Origin of the sequence: Pseudomonas sp. CAM1A (assembly GCF_047501685.1) — a bacterium.
Classification (GTDB): domain Bacteria; phylum Pseudomonadota; class Gammaproteobacteria; order Pseudomonadales; family Pseudomonadaceae; genus Aquipseudomonas.
The window spans coordinates 205,214-231,842 of the sequence record NZ_JBFNXP010000001.1 but is presented as its reverse complement, the minus strand read 5'-3'; the positions used below and the strand labels follow the sequence as shown (position 1 = coordinate 231,842).

The 26,629-nt window shown below is 66.5% G+C and carries 23 protein-coding genes; 6 read left to right on the top strand and 17 right to left on the bottom strand.

Annotated elements, in window-relative coordinates:
* Nucleotide 1 precedes the first annotated feature (1 nt).
* From ABZO33_RS01010 to ABZO33_RS00990, 5 genes are all read left to right on the top strand, one after another.
* A complete protein-coding gene (locus tag ABZO33_RS01010) occupies nucleotides 2-1,627 on the top strand; it encodes an AAA family ATPase (RefSeq protein WP_414534509.1) in 1,626 nt (541 codons plus the stop codon).
* 375 nt (nucleotides 1,628-2,002) lie between these two features.
* Nucleotides 2,003-6,448, top strand: a complete 4,446-nt coding sequence (gene gltB, locus ABZO33_RS01005; RefSeq protein ID WP_414534508.1) for a glutamate synthase large subunit — start codon at nucleotides 2,003-2,005, stop codon at nucleotides 6,446-6,448.
* A 107-nt stretch (nucleotides 6,449-6,555) separates the two neighbouring features.
* A complete protein-coding gene (locus ABZO33_RS01000) occupies nucleotides 6,556-7,974 on the top strand; it encodes an FAD-dependent oxidoreductase (protein WP_414534507.1) in 1,419 nt (472 codons plus the stop codon).
* Between the two features lie 182 nt (nucleotides 7,975-8,156).
* Nucleotides 8,157-9,221, top strand: a complete 1,065-nt coding sequence (gene hemE / locus ABZO33_RS00995) for a uroporphyrinogen decarboxylase (RefSeq protein ID WP_414534506.1) — start codon at nucleotides 8,157-8,159, stop codon at nucleotides 9,219-9,221.
* A 115-nt stretch (nucleotides 9,222-9,336) separates the two neighbouring features.
* Nucleotides 9,337-9,684: a YgiW/YdeI family stress tolerance OB fold protein gene (locus ABZO33_RS00990; RefSeq protein ID WP_369988505.1), complete on the top strand. Its 348-nt coding sequence runs from the start codon at nucleotides 9,337-9,339 to the stop codon at nucleotides 9,682-9,684.
* Nucleotides 9,685-9,740: 56 nt separating this feature from the next.
* On the opposite strand, the gene ABZO33_RS00985 is transcribed toward ABZO33_RS00990, so the two are convergent.
* Nucleotides 9,741-10,982, bottom strand: coding sequence for an MFS transporter (locus tag ABZO33_RS00985; RefSeq protein ID WP_414534505.1), 1,242 nt, complete (start codon nucleotides 10,980-10,982; stop codon nucleotides 9,741-9,743).
* Between the two features lie 113 nt (nucleotides 10,983-11,095).
* Here ABZO33_RS00985 and ABZO33_RS00980 point away from each other — a divergent pair, with 113 nt between their 5' ends.
* Complete coding sequence (locus ABZO33_RS00980) at nucleotides 11,096-11,998, top strand: LysR substrate-binding domain-containing protein (protein ID WP_414534504.1); 903 nt, start codon at nucleotides 11,096-11,098, stop codon at nucleotides 11,996-11,998.
* A gap of 5 nt (nucleotides 11,999-12,003) precedes the next feature.
* Here the strand turns inward: ABZO33_RS00980 and ABZO33_RS00975 are convergent, their stop codons facing one another.
* Genes ABZO33_RS00975 through ABZO33_RS00900 form a run of 16 tightly spaced genes read right to left on the bottom strand, consistent with a single transcriptional unit; the run spans nucleotide 12,004 to nucleotide 26,629 of the window.
* Nucleotides 12,004-12,807, bottom strand: a complete 804-nt coding sequence (locus ABZO33_RS00975) for a hypothetical protein (protein ID WP_414534503.1) — start codon at nucleotides 12,805-12,807, stop codon at nucleotides 12,004-12,006.
* Nucleotides 12,808-12,833: 26 nt separating this feature from the next.
* Nucleotides 12,834-14,060 (bottom strand): beta-ketoacyl-ACP synthase, encoded by a 1,227-nt coding sequence (locus tag ABZO33_RS00970; protein ID WP_414534502.1) that lies wholly within the window; start codon nucleotides 14,058-14,060, stop codon nucleotides 12,834-12,836.
* Nucleotides 14,060-14,788 carry a 3-oxoacyl-ACP reductase FabG gene (gene fabG, locus ABZO33_RS00965; protein WP_414534501.1) on the bottom strand — a complete coding sequence of 243 codons (729 nt, stop codon included), beginning with the start codon at nucleotides 14,786-14,788 and terminating at the stop codon, nucleotides 14,060-14,062. Before fabG ends, ABZO33_RS00970 begins: the two co-directional genes overlap by 1 nt.
* On the bottom strand, nucleotides 14,781-15,251 hold the full coding sequence (locus ABZO33_RS00960; protein ID WP_414534500.1) for a hotdog family protein: 471 nt from the start codon (nucleotides 15,249-15,251) through the stop codon (nucleotides 14,781-14,783). Before ABZO33_RS00960 ends, fabG begins: the two co-directional genes overlap by 8 nt.
* Complete coding sequence (locus ABZO33_RS00955) at nucleotides 15,248-16,441, bottom strand: beta-ketoacyl-[acyl-carrier-protein] synthase family protein (protein WP_414534499.1); 1,194 nt, start codon at nucleotides 16,439-16,441, stop codon at nucleotides 15,248-15,250. The genes ABZO33_RS00960 and ABZO33_RS00955 overlap by 4 nt, the downstream gene beginning before the upstream one ends.
* Nucleotides 16,438-16,923, bottom strand: a complete 486-nt coding sequence (locus ABZO33_RS00950; RefSeq protein ID WP_414534498.1) for a hypothetical protein — start codon at nucleotides 16,921-16,923, stop codon at nucleotides 16,438-16,440. Before ABZO33_RS00950 ends, ABZO33_RS00955 begins: the two co-directional genes overlap by 4 nt.
* The gene (locus ABZO33_RS00945; protein ID WP_414534497.1) at nucleotides 16,920-17,660 is read right to left on the bottom strand and encodes a class I SAM-dependent methyltransferase; all 741 of its coding nucleotides are present in this window, start codon (nucleotides 17,658-17,660) and stop codon (nucleotides 16,920-16,922) included. Before ABZO33_RS00945 ends, ABZO33_RS00950 begins: the two co-directional genes overlap by 4 nt.
* A complete protein-coding gene (locus tag ABZO33_RS00940) occupies nucleotides 17,657-19,978 on the bottom strand; it encodes an MMPL family transporter (protein WP_414534496.1) in 2,322 nt (773 codons plus the stop codon). Before ABZO33_RS00940 ends, ABZO33_RS00945 begins: the two co-directional genes overlap by 4 nt.
* Nucleotides 19,968-20,561 (bottom strand): outer membrane lipoprotein carrier protein LolA, encoded by a 594-nt coding sequence (locus tag ABZO33_RS00935; RefSeq protein WP_414534495.1) that lies wholly within the window; start codon nucleotides 20,559-20,561, stop codon nucleotides 19,968-19,970. Before ABZO33_RS00935 ends, ABZO33_RS00940 begins: the two co-directional genes overlap by 11 nt.
* Nucleotides 20,558-20,983: an acyl-CoA thioesterase gene (locus tag ABZO33_RS00930; RefSeq protein WP_414534494.1), complete on the bottom strand. Its 426-nt coding sequence runs from the start codon at nucleotides 20,981-20,983 to the stop codon at nucleotides 20,558-20,560. The genes ABZO33_RS00935 and ABZO33_RS00930 overlap by 4 nt, the downstream gene beginning before the upstream one ends.
* Nucleotides 20,976-22,520 carry an HAL/PAL/TAL family ammonia-lyase gene (locus ABZO33_RS00925; RefSeq protein WP_414534493.1) on the bottom strand — a complete coding sequence of 515 codons (1,545 nt, stop codon included), beginning with the start codon at nucleotides 22,518-22,520 and terminating at the stop codon, nucleotides 20,976-20,978. The genes ABZO33_RS00930 and ABZO33_RS00925 overlap by 8 nt, the downstream gene beginning before the upstream one ends.
* Complete coding sequence (locus ABZO33_RS00920; RefSeq protein ID WP_414534492.1) at nucleotides 22,501-23,433, bottom strand: glycosyl transferase; 933 nt, start codon at nucleotides 23,431-23,433, stop codon at nucleotides 22,501-22,503. Before ABZO33_RS00920 ends, ABZO33_RS00925 begins: the two co-directional genes overlap by 20 nt.
* On the bottom strand, nucleotides 23,430-24,164 hold the full coding sequence (locus ABZO33_RS00915; RefSeq protein ID WP_414534491.1) for a glycosyltransferase family 2 protein: 735 nt from the start codon (nucleotides 24,162-24,164) through the stop codon (nucleotides 23,430-23,432). Before ABZO33_RS00915 ends, ABZO33_RS00920 begins: the two co-directional genes overlap by 4 nt.
* Nucleotides 24,157-25,836: an AMP-binding protein gene (locus ABZO33_RS00910; protein WP_414534490.1), complete on the bottom strand. Its 1,680-nt coding sequence runs from the start codon at nucleotides 25,834-25,836 to the stop codon at nucleotides 24,157-24,159. The genes ABZO33_RS00915 and ABZO33_RS00910 overlap by 8 nt, the downstream gene beginning before the upstream one ends.
* A complete protein-coding gene (locus tag ABZO33_RS00905; protein ID WP_414534489.1) occupies nucleotides 25,833-26,378 on the bottom strand; it encodes a hypothetical protein in 546 nt (181 codons plus the stop codon). Before ABZO33_RS00905 ends, ABZO33_RS00910 begins: the two co-directional genes overlap by 4 nt.
* The gene (locus ABZO33_RS00900; RefSeq protein WP_023632702.1) at nucleotides 26,375-26,629 is read right to left on the bottom strand and encodes an acyl carrier protein; all 255 of its coding nucleotides are present in this window, start codon (nucleotides 26,627-26,629) and stop codon (nucleotides 26,375-26,377) included. Before ABZO33_RS00900 ends, ABZO33_RS00905 begins: the two co-directional genes overlap by 4 nt.

Genomic DNA, 26,629 nt, shown 5'->3' with positions numbered 1-26,629 from the left:
AATGACCAGTCTGCATGCCGATGAGGCGTTTCTCGATCATTACCAGTTGAGCCACGATCCGTTCGCACCCCGGGTGCCCGGTTTCAAGTTCTTCCCCGCCCAGCGCAAGCCTGTGCTCGGCCAATTGCATCATCTGGCGCGCTACAGCCAGTTGATGCTCGCGGTCACCGGCCCTGTGGGCAGCGGCAAGACCCTGCTGCGCCAGGCACTGGTGGCCAGCACCAACAAGCAGTCGGTACAGAGTGTGGTGGTGTCCGCCCGTGGTGCCAGCGACGCGGCCAGCGTGCTCGGCCAGGTGGCGCAGTCGCTCGGCGTGGCGCAGCCGGAAGTGCAGGCGATCCTGTCGCAGGTGGTGCAACTGGCGCTGACCGGCCAGGAAGTCTACCTGCTGGTGGACGATGCGGAACAACTGGACGAGTCGGCACTCCAAGCGTTGCTGGAGTTGGCGGCGGGTGTAGCCGAAGGGCGCCCGCACGTGTTCCTGTTCGGCGAGCCTTCGCTGATCGCCGGGTTGGATGAGCTCAATGCCGATGGCGAGCGATTCCATGTCATTGAACTGGCCCCGTACAGCGAGGAAGAAACCCGCGAGTACCTGGAGCAGCGCCTGGAGGGTGCTGGCCGGGGCATCGAGGTGTTCACCGCCGAGCAGATCGTCGACATCCATGAAAACGCCGACGGTTGGCCTGGGAACATCAACCAGGTCGCCCGCGATACCTTGATCGAAGCCATGATCGCCAGCCGTACCACGGTCAAGCGACCATCCATGGGGTTCAAAATGCCTAAGAAACACGTGCTCGCGTTGTCCGCAGTGGTCGTGGTCGCCGTTGGCGCGGCGGTCCTGATGCCCAAGAAAGGCGACAAGGCCCCGACCGACGCGCCCCCCGCTGCCCAGGCCCAACTGCCCCTGGGCCAGGGCGGCAACGGCGGCGCGCCCGCCATCGAGTTCTCCGGCTCCTCGCAGCCGATGCCGTTGCCGCTGGTCGGTCAGTCGCAGCCGGTGATGCGCGAACCGCTGGCCCAGGCCGCTGGCATGGGTGAAGGTGAAGACGGCGGGCCGGCCGACAACACTGCACTGCAACCAGCCACGCCATCGGCTGCCGTGCCGCCGACCGTGACCACCATCGCGCCGCCGCAAGGTGCCACCGCCAGCCCTGCACCGACTCCGGCCCAGCCGGTGACCAGCGCTCCGGTACAGCCGGTTGTACCTGCGCCGAAGCCAGTAGCAACCCAGCCGGTAAAACCGGTTGCACCTGCCAAACCAGCCCCGGCACCGACCCAGGTCGCGAGCGCCAAGCCCGCAGCCAAACCTGCCGAGAAACCGGCTGCCGGCGGCGCCGGCAACAGCAGCTGGTACGCTGGCCAGAAGCCCGGTAATTACGTGGTGCAGATCTTCGGCACCAGCTCCGAGGCGTCGGCGCAGTCGTTCGTCAAGGCGCAGGGTGGCGACTATCGCTACTTCAGGAAAAACCTGCAGGGCAAGCCGCTGTACGTGGTGACCTACGGCAACTTCGCCAGTCGCGACGCCGCCGCTGCGGCAATCAAGAACTTGCCAGCCAAGGTCCAGGCTGGTAAACCTTGGCCACGTACCGTGGGCAGCGTCCAACAAGAGCTGGCCACGGCCCGCTGATACCTTCCGGGCGGCACCACCCCGCCGCCCAGTTGCTGAGCGACTTTCTAGCTTTCAACTAGCCTGCTGCGCCCGAGCGCGGCAGGCTTTTCTGTCCCAGACTGCCGGCCACAAGCCCTTTCTTGCAGTCCTGGCTGAAACGCTTCAGACTCCAGTCAAGCCGCTATCACGGCATGCGACTTAAAAACATTCAAAATTGCGACATAAATTTTCAATGGTGAGACATGAAAATTTGTGGGCATCGCTGTCGCTGTGCAACAATGGTTTTCCATGACCACCGCAAAAAAGCTGGCATTTGATCGGCGTGGATGGTAAGTGGTTGTTAAAAAAGAGATTTGCCTCCGGTTGAGAGGTGAACCTGGTGAGAAAGTGTCTATGAAAACAGGTCTGTACCATCCCGAAGAATTCAAGGACAACTGTGGTTTCGGCCTGATCGCCCATATGACGGGCAAGCCGAGTCACCATCTTCTGCAAACCGCCATGCAGGCGCTGACCTGCATGACCCACCGCGGTGGCATCAACGCCGACGGCAAGACCGGCGACGGTTGCGGTCTGCTCATGCAGAAGCCCGATCAATTCCTGCGCGCCGTGGCCCAGGAGCACTTCGCCGTCGAGCTGCCCAGGCAGTACGCCGTCGGCATGGTGTTCTTCAACCAGGACCCGGTCAAAGCCGAAGCCGCCCGCGCCAACATGGATCGCGAGATCGTCAACGCCGGCCTCAAGCTGGTGGGTTGGCGCAAGGTGCCGATCGATACCAGCGTCCTCGGCCGCCTGGCCCTGGAGCGCCTGCCGCAGATCGAACAGGTGTTCATCGGCGGTGAGGGCCTGAGCGATCAGGAATTCGCCATCAAGCTGTTCAGTGCCCGTCGCCGTTCGTCCGTGGCCAACGCCCACGACGCCGACCACTACATCTGCAGCTTCTCGCACAAGACCATCATCTACAAAGGCCTGATGATGCCGCGCGATCTCGCGGCGTTCTATCCGGACCTCGGTGACGAGCGCCTGCAGACCGCAATCTGCGTGTTCCACCAGCGCTTCTCCACCAACACCCTGCCGAAGTGGCCGCTGGCGCAGCCTTTCCGCTTCCTCGCCCACAACGGCGAGATCAACACCATCACCGGCAACCGCAACTGGGCCATGGCCCGTCGCACCAAGTTCGCCAACGACCTGATTCCCGATCTCGAAGAGCTCGGCCCGCTGGTCAACCGCGTCGGTTCCGACTCATCCAGCATGGACAACATGCTCGAGCTGATGGTCACCGGTGGCATCGACCTGTTCCGCGGCGTGCGCATGCTGGTACCGCCAGCCTGGCAGAACGTCGAGACCATGGATGCCGACCTGCGCGCCTTCTACGAATACAACTCCATGCACATGGAGCCGTGGGATGGCCCGGCCGGTATCGTCATGACCGAAGGCCGCCACGCGGTGTGCCTGCTCGACCGCAACGGCCTGCGCCCGGCGCGCTGGGTGACCACCACCAACGGCTACATCACCATCGCCTCGGAAATCGGCGTGTGGGGCTACCAGCCCGAGGAAGTCCTGGCCAAGGGCCGTGTCGGCCCGGGCCAGATCCTGGCTGTCGATACCGAGACCGGCCAGATCCTCGACACCGACGCCATCGACAATCGCCTGAAGTCGCGCCACCCGTACAAGCGCTGGTTGCGCCAGCACGCCACGCGTATCCAGGCGACCCTGAGCGACGACCAGGGCGTGGCCAGCTACGACGCTGACCAGCTCAAGCAGTACATGAAGATGTTCCAGGTCACCTTCGAGGAGCGTGACCAGGTGCTGCGCCCGCTCGGCGAGCAGGGCCAGGAAGCGGTCGGCTCGATGGGCGACGACACGCCGATGGCCGTGCTGTCGCAGCGCGTGCGCTCGCCGTACGACTTCTTCCGCCAGCAGTTCGCCCAGGTGACCAACCCGCCGATCGACCCGCTGCGCGAAGCAATTGTCATGTCCCTGGAAATCTGCCTCGGCGCCGAGCGCAACATCTTCCAGGAGTCCCCCGAGCACGCCTCGCGGGTGATCCTCAGCTCGCCGGTCATTTCGCCCGCCAAGTGGCGTTCGCTGATGAACCTGGAGCGCGAAGGCTTCGACCGTCAACTGATCGACCTCAACTATGAGCAGGGCGTCGGCCTGGAAGCGGCCATCCGCAATATCGCCGACCAGGCCGAGGAGGCCGTGCGCGGCGGCAAGACCCAGCTGGTGCTCAGCGACCGCTACATCGCCCCGGGCAAACTGCCGGTACACGCCTCGCTGGCCGTTGGCGCGGTGCACCACCGCCTGACCGAACAGGGTCTGCGCTGCGACAGCAACATCCTGGTCGAGACCGCCACAGCCCGTGACCCGCACCACTTCGCCGTGCTGCTGGGCTTCGGTGCCTCGGCTGTCTACCCGTACCTGGCCTACGAAGTGCTGGCCGACCTGATCCGCACCGGCGAAGTGCTGGGTGATCTGGACGAAGTGTTCAAGTACTACCGCAAAGGCATCTCCAAGGGCCTGCTGAAGATCCTGTCGAAGATGGGCATCTCTACCATCACCTCGTACCGTGGCGCCCAGCTGTTCGAAGCCATCGGTCTGTCCGAGGAGGTGGTGGGCCTGAGCTTCAAGGGTGTGTCGAGCCGCATCAAGGGTGCGCGTTTCGAAGACCTGGAGAGCGACCAGAAGCTGCTCGCCGCCGAAGCCTGGAGTGCGCGCAAGCCGATCCAGCAAGGTGGCTTGCTCAAGTTCGTCCATGGTGGCGAGTACCACGCTTACAACCCGGACGTGGTCAACACCCTGCAGGCCGCCGTGCAACAGGGCGACTATGCCAAGTTCAAGGAGTACACCACGCTGGTCGACCAGCGCCCGGTGTCGATGATCCGCGACCTGCTGAAAGTGAAGGTGGCCGATCAGGCCCTGCCGTTGGATGAAATCGAGCCACTGGACGCGATCCTCAAGCGCTTCGACTCCGCCGGCATCTCGCTGGGTGCACTGTCGCCAGAGGCGCATGAGGCCCTGGCCGAGGCGATGAACCGCCTGGGTGCTCGCTCCAACTCCGGCGAGGGCGGCGAAGACCCGGCCCGCTACGGCACCCTCAAGAGCTCGAAGATCAAGCAGGTGGCCACCGGCCGCTTTGGCGTGACCCCGGAATACCTGGTCAATGCCGAAGTGCTGCAGATCAAGGTCGCCCAGGGCGCCAAACCCGGCGAGGGCGGCCAGCTGCCAGGTGGCAAGGTCAACGGCCTGATCGCCAAGCTGCGCTACGCGGTGCCGGGCGTGACCCTGATTTCGCCGCCGCCGCACCACGACATCTACTCGATCGAAGACCTGGCCCAGCTGATCTATGACCTCAAGCAGGTCAACCCGCAGGCCCTGGTCTCGGTCAAGCTGGTCGCCGAAGCCGGCGTGGGCACCATCGCCGCCGGCGTGGCCAAGGCCTATGCCGACCTGATCACCATTTCCGGCTACGACGGTGGCACCGGCGCTTCGCCGCTGACCTCGATCAAGTACGCCGGCGCCCCGTGGGAACTGGGCCTGGCCGAAACCCACCAGACCCTGCGCGGCAACGACCTGCGCGGCAAGGTGCGGGTGCAGACCGACGGTGGCCTTAAAACCGGCCTGGACGTGATCAAGGCCGCCATCCTCGGCGCCGAGAGCTTCGGCTTCGGCACCGCGCCGATGATCGCCCTGGGCTGCAAGTACCTGCGCATCTGCCACCTGAACAACTGCGCCACCGGCGTGGCCACCCAGAACGACAAGCTGCGCAAGGACCACTACATCGGCACCGTCGACATGGTGATCAACTTCTTCACCTTCGTCGCTGAAGAGACCCGTGAGTGGCTGGCCAAGCTGGGCGTGCGCAGCCTGGGCGAGCTGATCGGCCGTACCGACCTGCTCGACGTGCTGCCGGGCGACACCGAGCGCCAGGGCCACCTCGACCTGTCGCCGCTGTTGGGCAGCTCGCATATTCCGGCCGACAAGCCGCAGTTCTGCGAAGTCGACAAGAACCCGCCGTTTGACAAGGGCGAACTGGCCGAGAAGATGGTCGCCATGGCCTTGCCGGCGATCCGCGACATGGCCGGTGGCGAATTCGCCATGGACATCTGCAACTGCGACCGTTCCATCGGTGCGCGCATCTCTGGCGAAATCGCCAGGTTGCACGGCAACCAGGGCATGGCCGCGGCGCCGATTACCTTCCGCTTCAAGGGTACTGCGGGCCAGAGCTTCGGTGTGTGGAACGCCGGCGGCCTGAACCTGCACCTGGAAGGCGACGCCAACGACTACGTCGGCAAGGGCATGACCGGGGGCAAGGTGACCATCGTGCCACCGGCCGGCAGCCCGTTCGAAACCCAGCACAGCGCCATCGTCGGCAACACCTGCCTGTATGGCGCCACCGGCGGCAAGCTGTTCGCCGCCGGCACCGCGGGCGAGCGCTTCGCTGTACGTAACTCCGGCGCCCACGCTGTGGTCGAGGGCACCGGCGATCACTGCTGTGAATACATGACCGGCGGCTTTGTCTGCGTCCTGGGCAAGACCGGTTACAACTTCGGTTCTGGCATGACTGGCGGCTTCGCCTACGTGCTCGACATGGACAACAGCTTCTTCGACAAACTCAACCACGAGCTGGTGGAAATCCAGCGCATCAGTGGTGAGGCGATGGAAGCCTACCGCAGCCACTTGGCGCGGGTCCTGGGCGAGTACGTGGAAGAGACCGGCAGCGAGTGGGGGCGTGAGCTCTCGGAGAACCTGGACGACTACGTGCGGCGCTTCTGGCTGGTCAAGCCGAAGGCGGCCAACCTCAAGCACCTGTTGTCCAGCACCCGTGCCAACCCGCAGTAAGAACAGCTGCAAGTGACGGGCCCCGTGTGCGGGGTTCGTCGGGCTTACGTGATCGTCTTGCAGCTTGCAGCGTGTAGCTGGCAACTGCGGTAAAGAGGTTTTGAAAAATGGCTGAACGTCTGAGCAACGACTTCCAGTTCATCGAAGTGGGGCGCAAAGACCCCAAGAAAAAGCTGCTGCGCCAGCGCAAGAAGGAGTTCGTCGAGATCTACGAACCCTTCAAGCCGCAGCAGTCCGTGGAGCAGGCGCACCGCTGCCTGGGCTGCGGCAACCCGTATTGCGAGTGGAAGTGCCCGGTGCACAACTTCATCCCCAACTGGTTGAAGCTGGTTTCCGAGGGCAACATCCTGGCGGCAGCCGAACTGTCGCACCAGACCAACACCCTGCCCGAAGTCTGCGGTCGCGTGTGCCCGCAGGACCGCCTTTGCGAGGGTGCCTGCACCCTGAACGACGGCTTCGGCGCGGTAACCATCGGTTCGGTGGAGAAGTACATCACCGACACCGCCTTCGCCATGGGCTGGCGCCCGGACATGTCCAAGGTCAAGCCGACCGGCAAGCGTGTCGCCATCATCGGCGCCGGCCCGGCCGGCCTGGGCTGTGCCGACGTGCTGGTACGTGCCGGCGTGACCCCGGTGGTGTTCGACCGTAACCCCGAGATCGGTGGCCTGCTGACCTTCGGCATCCCCGAGTTCAAGCTGGAAAAGACCGTGCTGAGCAATCGCCGCGAGGTCTTCACCGGCATGGGCATCGAGTTCCGCCTGAACACCGAGGTGGGCCGCGACATCACCATGGAGCAACTGCTCGCCGAGTACGACGCGGTGTTCATGGGCATGGGCACCTACACCTACATGAAGGGCGGTTTCCCCGGCGAGGACCTGCCGGGCGTGCATGACGCGCTGGACTTCCTGATCGCCAACGTCAATCGCAACCTCGGTTTCGAGAAGTCACCCCAAGACTTCGTCGACATGCAGGGCAAGAAGGTCGTGGTGCTTGGCGGTGGCGACACCGCGATGGACTGCAACCGTACCTCGATCCGCCAGGGCGCCAAGTCGGTGACCTGTGCCTATCGCCGTGACGAGGCCAACATGCCGGGTTCGCGCAAAGAGGTGAAGAACGCCAAGGAAGAGGGCGTGAAGTTCCTCTACAACCGCCAGCCCATCGCCATCGTCGGCGAGGACAAGGTCGAGGGCGTGAAGGTGGTCGAGACCCGTCTCGGCGAGCCGGACGCCCGTGGCCGCCGCAGCCCCGAGCCGATCCCGGGCTCCGAGGAGATCCTGCCGGCCGACGCCGTGGTGATCGCCTTTGGCTTCCGCCCGAGCCCGGCGCCGTGGTTCGAGCAGCATGGCATCCAGATGGACAGCCAGGGCCGTGTGGTCGCCCCGGAGAAGGGCAAGTTCAAGCACCAGACCAGCAACCCGAAAGTGTTTGCCGGTGGCGACATGGTGCGGGGTTCGGACCTGGTGGTGACGGCGATCTTCGAAGGCCGCACGGCTGCGGAAGGGATCCTGGACTACCTCGAAGTCTGATTCATTGCTATCGCGGGGCAAGCCCGCTCCCACGCAGCACACACATCTGCGTGGGAGCGGGCTTGCCCCGCGATGTTTTTTGTATACAAAAAAATTGATCCAAGGCAGACGGACAGACAAACAACCGTGCCTTTTCTCTGTGCGTCTGAGAAAATGCCCGCACTTTTTTTCCGGATGCCGACATGACTGCCCTGAAGAACGATCGTTTCCTGCGTGCACTGCTCAAGCAACCCGTAGACGTCACCCCGGTGTGGATGATGCGCCAGGCCGGCCGCTACCTCCCGGAGTATCGCGCCAGCCGCGCCAAGGCCGGCGACTTCATGAGCCTGTGCATGAACCCGCAGTTCGCCTGCGAGGTCACGCTGCAACCGTTGGACCGCTACCCGCTGGACGCGGCAATCCTGTTCTCGGACATCCTCACCATCCCCGACGCCATGGGCCAGGGCCTGTACTTCGAGACGGGCGAAGGCCCGCGCTTCAAGAAAGTCGTCAGCACCCTGGCCGACATCGAAGCGTTGCCGATCCCCGACCCGCAGAAGGACCTGGGCTACGTGATGGACGCGGTCAGCACCATCCGCCGCGAGCTCAACGGCCGCGTGCCGCTGATCGGCTTCTCCGGCAGCCCCTGGACCCTCGCCACCTACATGGTGGAAGGTGGTTCGTCCAAGGACTTCCGCAAGATCAAGGCCATGGCCTATGACAACCCGCAGGCCCTGCACCTGCTGCTGGACAAGCTGGCGCAGTCGGTCACCAGCTACCTCAACGGGCAGATCCAGGCGGGCGCCCAGGCGGTGCAGATCTTCGATACCTGGGGCGGCAACCTGTCGGCGGCGGCCTACCAGGAGTTCTCCCTGGCCTACATGCGCAAGATCGTCAGCGGCCTGATCCGCGAGCACGAAGGGCGCAAGGTGCCGGTGATCCTGTTCACCAAGAACGGCGGCCTGTGGCTGGAAAGCATCGCCGAAGCCGGCGCCGATGCGCTGGGCCTGGACTGGACCTGCGAGATCGGCGACGCCCGCCGCCGCGTCGGTGACAAGGTCGCGTTGCAGGGCAACATGGACCCGACCGTGCTGTACGCCAACCCCGAGGCGATTCGCAAGGAAGTGGCACGCATTCTCGCCAGCTACGGCAAGGGCAGCGGTCATGTGTTCAACCTGGGCCATGGCATCACCCCGGAAGTCGACCCGGAGCACGCCGGCGTATTCATCAACGCCGTGCACGAGCTTTCGGCGCAGTACCACCAGTAATCGGTGTGCAACGCAAGAAGCCCGGCCAAGTGCCGGGCTTTTTGTTGTATTAAGTTTCAATTCAGCGATCGTCGGTAATCTGGTGCCATCAAAACGCAAACAGGACCCTATCACCATGAAAGCCCGTTACCTGCCCCTGATCCTCGCCCCACTGTTCAGCACCGCCGCCCTGGCCGCCGGCTACACCGGCCCCGGCGCGCAGTCCGTGACCACGGTGGCTGCCGCCAACGATGCCGCCGACGACACCCCGGTGGTGCTGCAAGGCTACGTGACCAAGAAGATCAACAACGACGACAAGTACGAGTTCAAGGACAATACCGGCACCATCACCGTCGAGATCGACGACGAAGACCTGCCGCCGACGCCGTTCAACGACAAGACCAAGGTCAAGCTGACCGGCGAGGTGGAAAAGCACCTGATGAGCCGTGAGGTGGATGTGGATATCGTCGAGATCATCAACTGATCCCGAATCTCAGTCTGCGTGGGAGCGGGCAAGCCCGCTCCCACGCCCCCCTTGTTTCAGGCGGTCTTCGGCGCCAACCTGCTCAAACGCACCGCCACCAGCAACGCCACCGCCAACAGGCTGCCGATGAACAGCCCGATACCGTTCCAGCCCCACTGGTGCCAGAACACCCCGCCCGCCGTCCCGGCGACACTCGACCCTGCGTAATAACTGAACAGATACAGCGAAGAAGCCTGCCCCTTGGCCTTCAGCGCCCGACGGCCGATCCAGCTGCTGGCCACCGAGTGCGCGCCAAAGAAGCCAAAGGTGAACACCAGCATGCCGACGATGATCATCGCCAGCGGGTTGGCCAGGGTCATCAGCAAACCGCCGGCCATCACTACGATACTGGCCCAGAACACCTTGCGCCGCCCGAGCTTGTCGGCCAGCGCGCCGACCTGTGCCGAGCTGTAGATCCCTGACAGGTACACCACCGACAGCAGGCCGACCAGCGCCTGGTTCATGTGGTACGGCCCGGCCAGCAAGCGGTAGCCAATGTAGTTGAACAGGGTGACGAAGGCGCCCATCAGCAGGAATGCCTCGAGGAACAGCCAGGGCAGCCCCGCGTCCTTGAAGTGCATGACGAAACCGTCCAGCAGGTTGCGGGGTTTCAATGACTGAGCCCGGAAGTTGCGCGATTCGGGCAGCACCTTCCAGAACACCACGGCCGCTACAAGGGCCAGGCCGCCAATCACCAGCATCGCCGTGTGCCAGCTGACGAAGTCGATCAATACGCCAGTGATCAGGCGCCCGCTCATGCCGCCGATGGCATTGCCGCCGATATACAGCCCCATGGCCAGGCCGATGTGCTGCGGGTGGATCTCTTCGCTCAGGTAGGTCATCGCCACCGCCGCCAGGCCGCTCAGGGCCAGGCCGACCAGCGCGCGGCTGGCCAGCACCAGCTCCCAGCTTGGCATCACCGCGCTGGCCAGGGTAGCCAGGGCCGCGCAGAGCAGGGCGCATACCATCACTGGCTTGCGCCCGATGCGGTCGGAAATCGGCCCGGTGATCAGCAGCCCGATGGCCAGCATGGCCGTGGACACCGACAGCACCAGGCTGCTCTGCGCGGCATTGATGGCGAACTCCTGGGACAGCAGCGGCATCATGGGCTGCACGCAGTACAGCAGGGCGAAGGTGGCGAAGCCGCCGCTGAACAGTGCCAGCACGGTCTTCATGAAGGCGGGCGTGCCTTTCTCGATCCAGATGTCGTTGACGGCAGGTTCGGGTTCGACGGGCAGGGGGGCGACGGCGGATCTCACGGGAGCGGTACCTCGGGGCGTTGCGATGGAAAAATCATATAGCTGGCTAATGATTAGATCCAATATATTGTTCGACCTGTTTAAGACGTTTAACGACCTGTTCGGAGCCGACCATGGAGCTGCGTCACTTGCGTTATTTCATCGCTGTGGCCGAAGAGCTGCACTTCGGCCGCGCCGCGCAGCAACTGGGCATCTCGCAACCGCCGCTGAGCCAGCAGATCCAGGCCCTGGAGCGGGAGCTGGGCGCACGGCTGTTCGAGCGCACCAACCGTCGGGTCGAGCTCAGCGAGGCGGGGCGGTTGTTCCTCGACGAGGCCCGGCAAGTCCTGGCCCAGGTGGAAAAGGCCGCCGACGTGGCCCGGCGTGCGCAATTGGGGGAACTGGGGGAGTTGAAGATCGGCTTCACCTCCTCGGCACCCTTTACGTCGAAGCTGCCCAAGGCACTGCACGCGTTCCGCCAGCAGTTCCCGGCAGTGCACCTGAACCTCAGGGAGATGAGCAGCCGCGATGTTGCCGAAGCGGTGCTCGACGAGTCCATCGAAGTCGGTCTGATGCGGCCAATGCCCTTGCCGCAAGGGCTGGTGGTGAACGAGTTACTGCGCGAACCGCTGGTAGCAGTGATCAACGCCTCGCACCCGTTGGCCGCAGGCAGCGAGCAGGGCCTGTACATGCAGGCCCTGGCCGATGAGCCGTTCGTGTTCTTCCCGCGCAGCTACGGCAGCGGCCTGCACGCGCAACTGCTGAGCCTGGCGCGTCAGGCCGGCTTCAGCCCGCACTTCGCCCAGGAAGCGGGCGAGGCGATGACCATCATCGGCCTGGTGTCGGCGGGGTTGGGGGTGTCGGTGCTGCCGGCGTCGTTCCAGCGCATGCGCATCGATGGGGTGGTCTACAGGACCCTGCTGGATGAGGGCGCCGATACCGCCGTGTGGCTGGTGCGGCGTGCCGGCGAGTGCTCGGCGATGGCGGGTGCCTTCGCCGAACTGCTGGGCGGGCAGCGGATCACGCCGCCCGCCTGAGCCGGTCAGTCGACGTGGGCCAGCTCGCCGCGCAGGGCCACCGAGCTGACCAGCATGCCGGCGCGGCACTGGAACTTCTCCGGGTCCTTGTACAGGTCGCGCTGGTCGACACTGGCGATGTTCACCACGGCGTTGGCATCCGCTTCCTGGGCGGCACGCTGCAGGGTTGCCAGCGCCGATTGCAGGGCCCAGAAGCAGGCCTCGCTGTCGCTCTTGTTGCTGCCGTTGGTCTTGCGGCTGCTGCTCACCGTGCGCAGGGTGCGCACCGAGGTCGGCAGAGCTTCGCCGGCCAGGTAGAACTTCACGCTGCCGTCGAGCAGGCCGGCTTCGGTGGCGCGTCTCACGCCTTCGCGGAAGCTCAGGTAGGTCGGCCCGTTGACGCCCTGGTTGACGATGCCCAGCGCGTTGACCGCCTCGATGTCCGGGTTGAACGAAAGCTCCTTGAGTACGTTGTCGCGCAGACGGTTGACCCAGCGGTTGTAGTTGCCGTGGATCTTGCCGTCTTTGTAGTCCAGGCCCCAGCTGCTGCGGTAGACGATCTGGAACTCGGTGGGGCTGTAGGGGATGTCGACCTCGGCATGGTGGCGGCCGCGCACGGTGATGGCCGCCTTGACCATGCCCGGGCGTACCGACTGGACGTTCCACTGGCGGTCGTTGAGGGCGGTGACGATCGCCCGTTTCATCTGGTCGTCGCTGAAATTGAGGCTGCTGGCGAAGTCTTCCTTGGCGTTGTACACCGGCTTGCTGGTGCACCCGGTGAAGACCAGGGCCATGGCCAGCAAGGCGAGGGTGCGGTGGATCCGAGTCATTCCTTTCACTCCGTACATTTGGGGTATCAAGGCCAGCGGCGGAAGATCAACGAGGTGTTGACGCCGCCGAAGGCGAAGTTGTTGTTCATCACGTATTCGTGACTCATGGCGCGGAAGGCGCCTTGCAGGTAATCGAGCTCGCCGCATTGCGGGTCGATGTTGTCGAGGTTGAGCGTGGGCGCGTACTGCTCGCGGTTCATCATCTCGATGCTGAACCAGGATTCCAGGGCGCCGCAGGCACCCAGGGTATGGCCCAGGTAGCTCTTCTGCGAGCTGATCGGCATGCGCGGCCCGAACAGGCTGCTGGTGGCCCGGGTCTCGGCGATATCGCCCTGCTCGGTGGCGGTGCCATGGCCATTCACATAACCGATGGCCTCGGGCGCCAGGCCCGCGTCTTCCAGCGCCAGTTCCATGGCCCGGCGCATGGTCGCCTGCTCGGGCCGGGTAATGTGCTGGCCGTCGGCATTGCTGCCAAAGCCCACCACCTCGGCGTAGATCCGTGCGCCACGGGCCAGGGCGTGCTCCAGCTCTTCGAGCACCAGCATGCCGCCGCCCTCGCCAATCACCAGGCCATCGCGGCCGAGGTCGTAGGGGCGTGGGCTCAGGTGCGGGGTGTCGTTCTTCAGGCTGGTGGCATAAAGCGCGTCGAACACCATGGCCTCGGTGGGGCACAGCTCTTCGGCGCCGCCGGCAAGCATCAGCGGCAGGCGCCCGAACTTGATCGCTTCATAGGCATAGCCGACGCCCTGGCTGCCGCTGGTGCAGGCGCTGGAGGTGGGGATCAGGCGCCCGGTCAGGCCGAAGTAGATGCTGATATTGGCCGCCGTGGTGTGCGGCATCATGCGCACGTAGGAGTTGGCGTTGAGGCCGTCCGAGGTGGAGTTGAGCAGCATGTTGCCGAAGGTCTTGATCTCGTCGGTACTACCGGTGGACGAACCGCAGGCCACGCCCATGCGCCCGTCGCGGATGCTCGGGTCGTCGAGCAGACCGGCATCGGCCAGCGCCCGCTCGGCGGCGGCCACCGCCAGGCGCGATACCCGGCCCATGCTGCGCAGTTGCTTGCGGGTCCAGTGCGCGGGCACCTGGAAATCATCGATGGGGCCGGCCAGGCGGGTGTTGAGTTCGCTGTAGCGGTCCCATTCGTCCATGCGCCGGATGCCGCTGCGCCCGGCGGCGAACTGTGCGGCGATGCTCGCCCAGTCGTTGCCCAGGGCGGTAATGCCGGCCATGCCGGTGACCACGACGCGGCGCATCAGCACAGCCCTCCGTTGACCGCCAACACCTGGCGAGTGATATAGGCCGCCTCGGGCGACATCAGGAAATTCACCGCGCCGGCTACTTCTTCCGGGGTACCCATGCGCCCGGCCGGGATCATCTTGAGCAGTTCATCGACCGGCACGTTGTCGTCGAGCATGGCCGTGTCGATCAGCCCGGGGGCCACGCAGTTGACCGTGATGCGGCGCTTGCCCAGCTCGATCGCCAGGGCCTTGGCGGCACCGATCAGGCCGGCCTTGGAAGCGCTGTAGTTGACCTGGCCGCGGTTGCCGATCAGCCCCGACACCGAGGTAATGCAGACGATACGCCCCGGCGCGCGGCGACGGATCATCGGCATCGTCAGCGGGTGCAGGACGTTGTAGAAACCGTCGAGGTTGGTGCGCATCACCTGGTCCCAGTCATCGTCGGTCAGTGCCGGGAAGGCGCCGTCGCGGGTCAGCCCGGCATTGCACACCACGCCGTAATAAGCGCCGTGGGCTTCGACATCGGCTTCCAGCACCGCCTTGCAGCGAGTGCGGTCGGCCACGTCGAACTGCAGCACCCGGGCCTGTTGGCCAAGCGCGCGTACTTCATCCGCCACGGCATCGGCTTCGGCCCGGCCACTGCGGCAGTGCAGCACCAGGTCGAAGCCGGCCCGCGCCAGGCGCAGGGCAACGGCGCGGCCGATGCCACGGCTGGAGCCGGTAACGAGAATGCTGTCAGTCATGCTGTGGTTCCTCGGGGCCGGCTTCGGCCAGGTAGCGGTCGGGCTGTGGCGGGCGGTACACATTCAGGCGGGCCGTGGCATGGATGCCGGGGCCGCGCAGGTGGCATTCGAATACGCCCATGCCGTTGTCGTCTTCCAGCGAGCGTTGCGCGTGGATCAGCAGTTCGGCGCCGGCGGGAAAGTGCTCGACAGCGCATTCGAACTTGCGCGTGCCCAGCAGAAAGCCCAGCTCAACCGGCAGGCCCTGGCGGCGGGCACGACAGCCGGCGAAGGCGGCCACGCTCTGGGCCATAAGCTCCAGGCCCAGCCAGGCCGGCAGGCTGCCGTCGGTGCGGTTGAACAGGCCGCCTGGGCGCACCGTGGTGCGGGTGTGGATCTGCTCGTCGTCGCAACTGTCGATCTGCTCGATGAGGATCATGTCACCGGCATGGGGCAGCAGCTCGGCCAAGGGCCAGGGGATCATGGGGTGTCTCCGAGAATCAGGCTGACATTGTTGCCGCCAAAGGCGAACGAGTTGCTCATCAGGTAACGCGGGCGCTCCAGCGCAAGTCGCTGGCTGCCATCGACCAACGCCAGGGCCGGCAATGCCGGGTCCTGCTGGCCGTCCCAGGCATGTGGCGGCAGCAGGCCCTGCGGGTTGTGCCCGCTCAGGGCCAGCCAGCAGAACGCCGCTTCCAGCGCGCCGGCGGCACCCAGGGTGTGGCCGGTCAGCGGCTTGCTCGACGAGCAGGGCAGGCCGGCACCGAACAGGCTGTGCACGGCCAGGGCTTCCATGGCGTCGTTGTGCACGGTGGCGGTGCCGTGCAGGTTCAGGTAGCTGATCTGCGCGGGCGCAAGGCTGGCATTGTCCAAGGCTTTGCCCATGGCCTGCAAGGCGCCTTTGCCGGTGGGCTCCGGTGCCGAGATATGGTGGGCGTCGGAGCTGGCGCCAGCGCCCAGGAGAGCGATGCGCGGGCCTTGTGGGTTGGCCTCGCGGGTCATCAGTAACACGGCCGCGCCTTCACCGATATTGATGCCGGCGCGGTTGCGCGAAAACGGGTTGCAGCGCGCGTCGCTGACGGCCTCCAGAGCGCTGAAGCCATTGAGGGTCAGGCCGCACAGGCTGTCCACGCCGCCGCACAGCACGGCGTCGCACAGCCCCAGGTCGAGCAGGCGGCGAGCGCTCATCAGCGCCCGGGCGCTGGAGGTGCAGGCGGTGGATATCACATAGGCCGGGCCGCTCAGTTGCAGCCAGTCGGCGAGGAAGTTGACTGGGGCACTGAGCTCTTGCTGGGCGTACTGGTAGCTCTTGGGGAAGCGCTGCTCGCGCAGGTAGTGGGCGATGCCGTCGCTGGCCTCGGCGATTCCCGAGGTGCTGGTGCCCAGCACCACACCGACCCGATGGGCGCCGTGGCGTGCGATCGCCTCGCGGATCGCCGGCTCGATCTGCAGCGCGGCGCTGTACAGCAGCTGGTTGTTGCGGCTGTGGTGCTCCGGCAGTGGCAGCTCGGGCAGCGGGATGGTCACGGCGCCCACCGGCAGGCTGCGCTCGTGCACCCAGCCCGCCTGCGGCAGCATGCCCGAACAGTCGCCGGCAAACAGCCGGCGGGCGACGTCGGCCTGGCCGTGGCCGAGGGCACAGACCAGGCCCAGGGCATTGAGGTAGGCGCTCATGGGGTGTTCTCGTCGGGCAAGGGGCTTACGTGATAACGCAGCCCTTGGCCCAGGTTCAAGGTGAAGGTATCGGCGCCCTGGTAGCGCACCTGCCAGCGCTCGCCGAGCCAGCGCCGGTCATTTTGCTGACGGGCTTGCGGGTAGGCCTGTGGCAGTTGCTGCGCCGGGGTCAGGGCGAACAACACGGCGGCGAACAGTTCGCGCGCCGCCGGGTTCGGCGGCAGCAGCCCGTCGGCCTGCCATTGCTGGCCGTCGAGTAGCTGGCGGGCCTGGGGGATGCCCAGCAGATCGAGCAGCGACCAGCGCAGGCGGGTGTCTTCGCGCTGGATCACCAGCAGCCAGTCCTGCCGTTGCCCGGCCTGTTCCCGTTCGACGTGCAGCTGGCGTGGCAGCTCCAGCGCGGGCGTTTGCTCAGGCAGGGGCGGCCTTGCGGCGCAGGCGCCGAGCAGCAGGCAGCAGAGCATGGCCAGCAGGGCTTTCATGGCGTCTCCAGCGGTTTGCGCGCCACCACGTTGAGCAAGGTCTCTTCGCGTTGGCCGATGGGTGGTGGTTTGCGCAACCCGAAGCGTTCGAGCAGGCCGAAGTCCTTGGCGCGGCTCCACCACAGGTACGGGTACGAGACATTCTGCGCGCTGAACGCGAAGCCTTGGGCGCCGAGCATCTGCAGGTAGCCCTCGGCGCTCTTCTGCACGTGCATCGGGTGGCGGAACAGCCAGCGGATCACCCAGGTATCGATATACGCCTCGGTGGACTCGGCAAACAGCAGGTAGCCGCCCGGCTTGAGCACCCGGTGGAATTCGGCCAGGGCTTTTTGCTGCTCCACCAGGTGGTGGAAGGTCTGGTGGCAGAACAGGATATCGACGCTGGCGTCGGCGTAAGGCAGCGCGGCGCAGTCGCTGCCGTGCAGTTCCACGCTGATGCCAAGGCGCTCGGCCTCGGCGGCGCTGAGCGCCAGGCTGTGTGGGTCGGCGTCGGTGCCCAGCAGGCGCGAAGGGGCGAACACCTGGTGCAGGTGGCGGAACGACTTGCCCTGGCCACAGCCGACATCCAGCAGTACCGGGGCTTCGGGCGGGTCGCCGTCGAACAGCCGACGCAGGTCGTTGATCGCCACCCGCAGCACATGGTGCTGCCAGGTGTGGCTGCGCAGGAACCAGAAACCGAAACGGGTTTCCTCGACATAGGTGTCGCTGAAAAAAGCCTTGGGCGTGCTGCTGTTCATGGCGGTGGATGCGCTCCTTCGCGGGTGGCGGCCCAAGGGGCCAGCAGGAAACTGAAAGCCAGGCCCAGGCTCACCGCCAGGCCGAAGTTGCTGACCGCCGGGGTGCTCGACAACGCCAGCAGGCCGAATGACAGCCAGGTGGTCACCGCCGCCAGCAGGGTGCCCAGCAGGCTCACGGCGGCGCCGCCGATGCGCTCGTGCATGAGGATCGCGTAGTCGACGCTGATGGCGGTCACCAGCAGCAGACCGAACAGGCTGAACAAGGTCAGCGGCTGGCCCAGCCAGCCGAGGCTGGCCAGGCTGCACAGTGCCGCCAGCAGCGGCAGGGCGACGATGCGCAGGGCGCCGCGCAGGCCGAACGGCAGCACCAGCAGCACCACGATCAGCAGGCACGACAAGAGCTTGAGTTCGGCGGCGCTGAGCTGGGTGGCGGCGAACAGCTGGTTCAGCTCGCCGAGGCGGTCGACCAGTTGCACGCCGGGCAGGTCATCCGTCTGCAGGCGCAGCAAAGCGGTGTCGCCCAGGCCTTGCAGGCTGACGATGGCGGCCACGCTGTCGCCGTCCTGGCCCAGCCACAACGGCCGCCACGCTTCGCCCAGCGGGCCGGCCAGCACTTCGTCGATGCTTTGCGGCGGCAGCTGTTGCAGGTGCTTGAGTTCGTTATCCAGGGCAGTTACGGGTACGCCAAGGGCGACCAAGGGCTGCCAGTGCGCCGGCAACCGGGCGAGGGTTTGTTGCAGATGTACCTGTTCAGCAGGGCTGGCGACCAGCTGGCTGAGGCTCATGTAGCCCTTGAGCTTGCCCAGCTCGACCAGTTCGCCCAGCTTGCCGGACAGCGCCTGCAGGCGCTCGAGCAGTTGCTGCCGGTCGTTGCCGCGCACCAGGTAGAACTGGCTGGTGGGTTGGTAACCGGTGATCCGCGCCACCGCCTGGGCCTCTTGCATCAACTGCGGCGGGCTGCCGATCCACTGGCGAATATCGTTGCGAGTCTCCAGGCGCCACAGACCGGCGGCGCAGAAGAGCAGCACCAGGATCAGCAGCACCGCGCTGGGGACCCTGGCCAGCAGGCGTTCACGCAGCGTGGTCAGGGTTTGTGCGATGCGCAGCGGCCACTGCGCCGGGCGCAGCTCGACGCCCGCGAGCAGCGCCGGCAGCAGGCATACCGCGCTCAGGTAAGCCCCAAGCAGCCCGGCGGCGGAAAACGCGGCGATCTGGGTCAGCGCCGGGAACGGCGTGAAGGCCAGGGCCAGGTAGCCGATGGCGCTGGTCGCCAGGCTCAGGCTCAGCCCCGGCAGGGTCAGGCGCAAGGCCGGCCAGCTGTGCCAGGGCTTGAGGCTCCAGCTCTTGGACAGGTAGTGCAGCGGGTAGTCCACCGCCACGCCGATCAGGCTCGAACCCAGCACCAGGGTCATCACGTGCATCTGCCCGAACAGCGCCACGCACACCACCGCGCCGAACAGCATGCCCACCAGCACCGGCACGAAAGCCAGCAGCACACGCCAGCGGCGGAAGGTCAGCAGCAACAAAAGCAGGATGCCCAGTGTGGCGCCCCCGCCAACCCAGGTGATCTCGCGGCTGGCCTGCTGCTGGCCGGCGGCGGCATACAGCAGGCCGCTGGCCGCCAGTAGCCGGGCGCCGTGCTGCTCGGCGTCGAGGCGGCTGGCGGCGAGCAGTTCGGCCACCTGCAACGGCAGGTGCATGTCGAAGGCGTTGCCCTGGGTGCGTGCCCGCAGCAGCACCCACTGCTGGCCGTCAGCCTCGGCGACCAGTGCGCCGCTGGCGGTGTCGAGCTGCACATTGACCGGCATCGGCTGGCTGTTCTGAATGCGCCCGGTCAGGCCCAGCCAGTCGTCCTGGCTGGGCACCAGGCTGAAGCCGGCGAAGGGGTCGAACAGGTTTTGTACGCGCTGCTCGATGAAGGCTTGGGGCTGCGTGCTCAACTGCTCGCGATCGTTCGCCGCGAGCAGGGCCAGGCGGCCTTGCAGCAGTTGCGCGCGCAACGTCGACAGATCGGTCTGCAGGCTCCATTGCACCTTTTCAAACAGGCCGCTGCCTTGCCACTGCGTGGCCAGGCCCTCGGCCAGGGCCAGGGCCTGTTCACGCTCGGGGTGGCCGACCAGCACCAGCATTTCGCGGTTGAGCGGCTCTTGCATGCGCTGTTCGGCCCGCAAGACCTGCGGGTCCTGGGTGGCGCCGGGCACCAGGGTCATCAGGTCGGCCGACAGCGGTGCACCGCGGTGCCACTGCCAGCCGGCGATGGCCAGCATCACCAGCAGCAGCCCGAGGAACAGGCGCGGCAGCAGGCGTTCAGTTGGCAAAATCGCTGCGCTCCGTGTCGCTCAGGGCCGCTGCCGCGGTGCTGGCGGGCATGCGCAGCACGGTGCTGTCACCCTGGGTCTCGCTCAGTTCGATGCGCTCCACGTACTGGCTGCCTGCGATGTCGATGCGCGTGAACACCTGCTTGAGCAGCAGCGAGCGTGGCGTCAGACGCAGCTGCCAATGCCCGGCATCACCGGACAGGGCCAGTTCGAAGTCGCGTTGCAGACCGCTGCTGTCGCCCTGCAGCACGGCGAAGAACAGGCGGTTCTGCTCGGCGCCGGCGCTGCGACTGGGCAGGGTTTGCCAGCCGTTGGGGGCGCGCCGGGCGATGCCTTGGGCGTCGATGCGGTAGTCCTGGCGCAGCGGGGTGTCCAGCAGCCACAGCAGGCCGTGGTCACGGGCGAGGACGAAGCGGCCCTTGCTCAGCAGCGGCTGGGGCAGGGCGCGCAGGTGTTTTTCCTGGATGAACGGGCCCTTGACCACGGCGGGCTGGCTGAGCTGCTTTTGCAGGTCGTCGAGGGTGAAGGCCAGGGTAAGAGGACAGACGAGTAGCAGGCCGAGCGCGACGAGGAAGCGACTCATGCTAGCACCTTCGCGACCGCATCGAGCATCACCTGCGGCGAGGCCAGTTGCATCTCGCCGCTGTCGATATGCACCGCCACCTGCACGGTGCTGGCGCGGGTCATACGCTCGCCGGTTTCGGCATCGCTGATCAGGTAATGGATCTTCAAACGGTTCTCCCACTCCACCAGGCTGGCGCGCACGGTCAGCCGCTGGCCGAAGGTGGCACCGCGGATGTAGCGCAGTTGCAGATCGATCACCGGCCAGTGGTAGCCGGAGGCTTGCATGTCCCGGTAGTCGTGCTGCAGGCGTTCGAGCAGGGCGCAGCGGGCGATTTCCAGGTACTTGACGTAATGCCCGTGCCAGACGATGTACATGCTGTCCACGTCGAAGAACGGCACGACGATTTCGCTGTCGACGTGAAACACCCCGGGGTTACGCATGCAGCCTCCAGTGGCGCTGGCCGATACGGGTCAGGCACAGGCTCAGGTCGTGTTCCAGGGCGCGGTCCTCAATGACCGGGGCGAAGTCGGCCAGCAGCGCCTGGTGCATCTGTTCGAGCGCGGGCGGCAATGGCCGGGCGTCGGCCTGGCGGGCGCGTAGCCAGACGCCCTGGTTGGCCGCCAGCAAGGTGGCGGCGGCGACCTGTTCGGTCAGTTCCAGCACCCGCAGGGCATCGCGCGCGGCAATGGTGCCCATGCTTACCTTGTCCTGGTTGTGGCATTCGGTGGAGCGCGAGAACACGCTGGCCGGCATGGTCTGCTTGAGCGCTTCGGCGGTCCAGGCGCTGGCGCCGATCTGCACGGCCTTGAAGCCGTGGTTGAGCATGGCCCGTTCGGCCTCGGCGCCGGACAGGTTGCTCGGCAGGCCGTGGTTGTAGCGTACGTCCACCAGCAGCGCGAGTTGCCGGTCGAGCAGGTCGGCGACGTTGGCCACCAGGGTTTTCAGGCTGTCCATGGCGAAGGCGATATGCCCGCCGTAAAAGTGCCCGCCGTGCAGCACGCGCTCGGCGTCGCCGTCGATGATCGGGTTGTCGTTGGCGCTGTTCAGTTCGGTTTCGATAAAACCGCGCAGCCAGCCCAGGCTGTCGGCCAGCACGCCGAGCACATGGGGCGCGCAGCGCAGCGAGTAGCGGTCCTGCAGGCGGTGCAGCGACGGCAGCGGCGCGTCGATGGCCAGGTCCTGGCGCAGCCAGGCGGCCACCTGGGTCTGGCCCGGGTGCGGCTTGGTGGCGAACAGGCGCTCGTCGAAGTGCTCGGGGTTGCCCTGTAGGGCGATCACGTTGAGCGCGGTGATGCGCGTGGCCAGTTGCAGCAGGTAGTCGGCGCGGGCGAAGGCCAGGCAGGCCAGGCCGGTCATCACCGCGGTGCCGTTCATCAGCGCCAGGGCTTCCTTGGGACGCAGCACCAGGGGTTGCCAGCCCAGTTCTTGGTGTACCTCGGCACTGCTGCGGCGCTCGCCTCGGTACAGCACCTCGCGCTCGCCGGACAGGGTGGCGGCCACGTAGGACAGTGGGGTCAGGTCACCGCTGGCGCCCACCGAGCCCTCTTCGGGGATCAGCGGCAGGATGTCGTGTTCGAGGAACAGTTGCAGGCGTTCCAGCAACTCCATGCGCACCCCGGACACGCCGTGGCTCAGCGAGCGCAGGCGCGCAGCCAGCACTGCGCGGGTGGCCGGGGCATCGAGCAGGCGGCCCAGGCCGCAGCCATGGAAGGTGTACAGGTGGCGCGGCAGGCTTTCGACATGCTCCAGCGGCACGGCCACCACGCAGGAGTCGCCGTAACCGGTGGTGACCCCGTAGATCACCCCTTCCTGGTCGAGCAGGGTGTCGAGAAAACGCGCGCCTCGAGTGATGCGCTCGCGGTACTCGGCGTCATCCTGCAGGCGGGTAGCGGCACGGCGCTCGGCCACTGCCAGCACGTCCTCGATGGCCAGCGGCGCTTCGCCGAAGGTGACAGGCTCATGGGGTTGCATCGTCATCGCTCTTCCAGAAGGGGTAGAAATTGAACCACTGCAGCGGTGCCTGGCGGCAGTAATGGGCCAGGCGCTCGGCGTAGCGTGCTGTCCATTGCTGGATCACCTGGTCACGCTCGGCGCGCCGCCATTGCAGCTGTTCGGCGAAGGGCTCCAGGGTGATCCGGTAGCGGCCGTTGAGCTTGAGGCAGAACAGCAGGTTGACCGGGCAGCCGAGCAGGCCGGCCAGCAGCCACGGGCCTTGCGGGAAGGCGGCCGGCTGGCCGAGAAAGTCCACGGTGGCGGTGCGCGCGCCATGCAGCGGCACGCGGTCGCCGGCGATCGCCAGCCACTCGCCGCGCTCCAGGCGCTGGGAGAGCTGCAGCATGATCGCCGGGTCCAGCTCGCTGACCTGGATCAGTCGCAGGTGGGTAGCGCCGGCCTCGCCCAGCAGGCGGTTGAACTGTTCGGCATGGCGGGTGTGTACCAGCACGTTCATGGTCACCTGCTCGCCCAGCTCGGCCAGCGCCCGGCACACTTCCAGGTTGCCCAGGTGGGCGCCCACCAGCAATTGCCCGCGCTCGCCGCGCAGCTGCCCGCGCAGTCCGGCCGGGTCGACGATATCGATGTCTTCAAGGCGCAGGCGGCCGTTCCACACGTCGAGTTTGTCCAGCAGGGCGTCGGCGAAGGCCATGAACTGGCGGAACACCTGCCACTGACTGGGCGCTGGCGTCTGCCCGGCGCTCCACTGGTGCAGACGCTGTTGGTACTGCCAGGCGCTGCGCCGGGCGCGGCGGCCGAACAGGAAGAAGTAGGCGACGATCACATGGATCAGCGGGCTGAGCAGGCGGCGCCCGAGCAGGCGCGCCAGCAGCGCGGTCAACTGCATCAACCGGAAGCTGCCGCGCTCGCGTTGCGCGGCCCAGTGCTGCTCGCTCATCGGCGCCACCGGCGCCAGAGGATCAGCGGGCTGCGCAGGAGCATGCCGAAGAACAGCTTGGCGTGCATCTTCGAGATCAGCGCGTTGTCATGCACCAGGCGAAAGTGCGACAGGCCGTCCTGTGGGTAGTGCACCCGGGTCGGCAGCCAGCGCATCGGCTGGTTGCGCCAGGCCAGGCGCACCAGGATCTCGGGGTCGAAATCCATGCGCTTGCCCAGCTTGACGCTGTCGATCAGCGCCAGGGTCGGCGGCAGCGGGTAGACACGAAAGCCGCACATCGAGTCGGGAATGGCCAGCGACAGGCTGTTGATCCACACCCACACATGAGTGAGGTAGCGGGCGTACAGGCGACCTTTGGGCACACTGGTATCGTACTGTGGATAACCGCACACCAGCGCCTGTGGATAAACCTGCGACTGGGCCAGGAAGTGGCCGACATCAGCCAGGTCGTGCTGGCCGTCGGCGTCCACCTGCAGGGCGTGGCTGAAGCCCAGCCGCGCGGCCTCGCGCAGGCCGGCCATCACCGCGCCCCCCTTGCCCTGGTTGACCGCCAGGTGCACCAGGTGCACATCCGCGCGCTCGGCCAGCTGGCGCAGCACCTCGGCGCACGGCGCATGGCTGGCGTCATCCACCAGCACGCAAGGCAGGCCGGCGCGCAGCAGGTCGTCGACCACCTTGGGCACGGCCTGTTCGTGGTTGTACACCGGGATCACCGCGCAGGGTTTATGCACAGGCGGCCTCCAGCAGGATGCGGCCGCTGGCGCAGGGTTGGCCGGCGCGGGTGTAGCTGAAGTACAGCTTGCCGCGTGCCGCCTCGAAGCGCAGGTCCAACTGCAGCATGTCGCCGGGGCGTACCAGTTGCTGGAACTTGAGCACTTCCATACCGGCGAAGCGCAGGTTGGCGGCCAGCAGCGGCGCAGCGAGGGCGATGGCCCAGTCGACCTGGACCACGCCGGGCAGTACCGGGGTCTGCGGGAAATGGCCGGTGAAGCAGGGCAGGTCCAGCGGCACGGCCAGGCGCAGTTGCAGCTGGTGGTCTTCGCGGGCCTGTTCCACGACCTCGGGCGCCTGGCTGCGGGCTGCCAGCAGCAGGGCCGTGACCTCGGCCTGGGGCAGCTTGCCCTGGGCGTTGCACGGCAGCTGGCGCACCAGGCGCCAGCGCCGGGGCAGGGCGATGGTCTCGCAGTGTCCGGCCAGGTGCGCACGCAGGCCCTCCACCAGTGCGCGGCGGCCCTGGTTACGCAGCACATGCAGGCCTTCGGCGCTTGGCACCAACAGGGCACCGAGGAAGGCGCGGCCTTCTTCGATCACCCCCAGGCGCGCCTCGGCGACCCAGGCGTGGGTGCACAGGGCCTGTTCGAGCATGGGCAGGGAAATGCGTTTTTCTTCCAGCTTGACGGTGCGGTCGAGGCGGCCGAGCAGGCGGAAGCGCCCGTCGCTGGCGAACTCGGCGGCATCGGCGCTGTGCTCGACGTGGCCGGCAGGCAGGTAGGGCGAGGCGATGCGCAGGGCGCCGTCGGTGTCCTGGCTGAGCACTACATCGGCGAACGGCTGCCACAGGGCTTCGCCCTGGCGCCAGGCGATGCCGCCGGTCTCGGAGCTGCCGAGGATTTCCGTTGGCCACTGGCCGAGGCGCTGTTGCAGGCGTTCGGCGGCTGCGGCGGGCAGTTCGCCGCCAGAGGAGAATACCCGGCGCACCGCGCTCAACCCGGGCCAGTCGAGGTTGTCGCCCATGCGCTTGAGCAGCGCCGGGCTGGCCACCCAGGCGAACGACAGGTGTTCGCGGCTGGCGCGTTGCAGGTCTTCCGGGAACGGTTGGGCCTTGCGTGCGAAGCCGCGCCCGGCGCACAGCGGCCACAGCACGCGGAACAGCAGGCCGTAGATGTGCTGGGTGGCGACGCTGCCGAGGATGTGCGCATCACCTAGCGAAGCACCCCACAGCTGCTCCAGGGCGATGACTTCGTTGCTCAGCTGGCGCAGGCATTTGTCGATGCGTTTGGGCTCGCCGCTGGAGCCTGAGGTGCACAGGCTGATGCGGCACTGGTCCGGGTCGAGGTCGGCACTGGCCAGTGGCTCGTCCAGCAGATCGTCGAGCTGTGGGTCGCCAGGCTGGTCGCTGAGCCACAGGTCGACCTGGGCCTGCCAGCGGGTGCGGGTCTGCGGTTGCAGGTCGGCGCTCAGCAGTACCTCGGCCCCGGCGCGCCAGGCGCCGAGCAGGGCGATGGCCAGCGTCGCGGCGTCGTCCACATGCACCGCCAGGCGTCGCACGCCCCGGGCTTGCAGGCCGCCGGCCAGGCGCAGGGCTTGCTGGCACAGCGCGGCGTGGTCCAGGGCCGGCGCCTCGGTCACCGGGCGTGGCGTGGCCAGCGGGCGCAACAGGTGTTCGAGGTTGATCCAGTTCATGAGTGTCCTCGCACACGTTGACGTATCAGCCATTCAACGGCGAACAGCAGGCCCATCGCGGCATAGGCGATCAGGCCGTTGTAAAGGGTCCACCAGGCCAGTGGCGCCCACAGGGTCAGGCCGGCGGCGATCAGGCCGTTGACCAGGAAGAACAGGCACCAGGCCTGGGTCACCCGGCGCGTGTAGCGCACCGCCGCAGCTGGCAGGTCGGGTTCGCGCAGGCGCGCCAGGCGTTCGGCCACTGGCACGCCCTGCACCAGGCTGGTGCCGAACAGGCCGAGCATGAAGCTGCTGATCAGCACCGGGTACCAGCGCAGCAGTTGCGCGCTGTCGGACAGCACCAGCAGCGCGCAGAAACCCAGCGCCGCCAGTGCCATCCACAGGCCACCGGGGCGTTGTGGTGCGCTCAGTGCGCGGGCCAGCCACAGGCCGCCGAGCAGCAGGGCGAACTGCCACGGGGCGAAGTGGCCCAGGCCGTAGTGCACGGCAAACGGATACAGCACGCCGGCCAGCAGCAGGCCGAGGCCGACCAGGCGTTTCATGCCGCGCTGTTTACCAGGCGATGAACCGCTTCGACCACATCGTTGACGGTGCGTACCGACTTGAAGTCCTCGGCGCTGATCTTCTTCCCGGTCTTGCGCTTGATGTGGTCGAGCAGGTCGATGGCATCGATGCTGTCGATTTCCAGGTCCTGGTACAGGTGTGATTCCAGGCTGATGCGCTCGGGCTCGAGCTCGAACAGCTCGACCAGGGCGTCACGGAGGGTGTTGAAGATGTCTTCGCGGTTTTGCAT

Coding starts and splice junctions, on each gene's coding strand:
- ABZO33_RS01010 (WP_414534509.1), top strand. CDS start 2: ATGACCAGTCTGCATGCCGATGAGGCGTTTCTCGATCATTACCAGTTG.
- ABZO33_RS00920 (WP_414534492.1), bottom strand. CDS start 23,433: ATGAGCGAGCAGCACTGGGCCGCGCAACGCGAGCGCGGCAGCTTCCGG.
- ABZO33_RS00910 (WP_414534490.1), bottom strand. CDS start 25,836: ATGAACTGGATCAACCTCGAACACCTGTTGCGCCCGCTGGCCACGCCA.
- ABZO33_RS01000 (WP_414534507.1), top strand. CDS start 6,556: ATGGCTGAACGTCTGAGCAACGACTTCCAGTTCATCGAAGTGGGGCGC.
- ABZO33_RS00905 (WP_414534489.1), bottom strand. CDS start 26,378: ATGAAACGCCTGGTCGGCCTCGGCCTGCTGCTGGCCGGCGTGCTGTAT.
- ABZO33_RS00945 (WP_414534497.1), bottom strand. CDS start 17,660: ATGAACAGCAGCACGCCCAAGGCTTTTTTCAGCGACACCTATGTCGAG.
- ABZO33_RS00935 (WP_414534495.1), bottom strand. CDS start 20,561: ATGAGTCGCTTCCTCGTCGCGCTCGGCCTGCTACTCGTCTGTCCTCTT.
- ABZO33_RS00970 (WP_414534502.1), bottom strand. CDS start 14,060: ATGCGCCGCGTCGTGGTCACCGGCATGGCCGGCATTACCGCCCTGGGC.
- ABZO33_RS00980 (WP_414534504.1), top strand. CDS start 11,096: ATGGAGCTGCGTCACTTGCGTTATTTCATCGCTGTGGCCGAAGAGCTG.
- ABZO33_RS00925 (WP_414534493.1), bottom strand. CDS start 22,520: ATGACGATGCAACCCCATGAGCCTGTCACCTTCGGCGAAGCGCCGCTG.
- fabG (WP_414534501.1), bottom strand. CDS start 14,788: ATGACTGACAGCATTCTCGTTACCGGCTCCAGCCGTGGCATCGGCCGC.
- ABZO33_RS00955 (WP_414534499.1), bottom strand. CDS start 16,441: ATGAGCGCCTACCTCAATGCCCTGGGCCTGGTCTGTGCCCTCGGCCAC.
- gltB (WP_414534508.1), top strand. CDS start 2,003: ATGAAAACAGGTCTGTACCATCCCGAAGAATTCAAGGACAACTGTGGT.
- ABZO33_RS00930 (WP_414534494.1), bottom strand. CDS start 20,983: ATGCGTAACCCCGGGGTGTTTCACGTCGACAGCGAAATCGTCGTGCCG.
- ABZO33_RS00990 (WP_369988505.1), top strand. CDS start 9,337: ATGAAAGCCCGTTACCTGCCCCTGATCCTCGCCCCACTGTTCAGCACC.
- ABZO33_RS00950 (WP_414534498.1), bottom strand. CDS start 16,923: ATGAAAGCCCTGCTGGCCATGCTCTGCTGCCTGCTGCTCGGCGCCTGC.
- ABZO33_RS00900 (WP_023632702.1), bottom strand. CDS start 26,629: ATGCAAAACCGCGAAGACATCTTCAACACCCTCCGTGACGCCCTGGTC.
- hemE (WP_414534506.1), top strand. CDS start 8,157: ATGACTGCCCTGAAGAACGATCGTTTCCTGCGTGCACTGCTCAAGCAA.
- ABZO33_RS00960 (WP_414534500.1), bottom strand. CDS start 15,251: ATGATCCCCTGGCCCTTGGCCGAGCTGCTGCCCCATGCCGGTGACATG.
- ABZO33_RS00975 (WP_414534503.1), bottom strand. CDS start 12,807: ATGACTCGGATCCACCGCACCCTCGCCTTGCTGGCCATGGCCCTGGTC.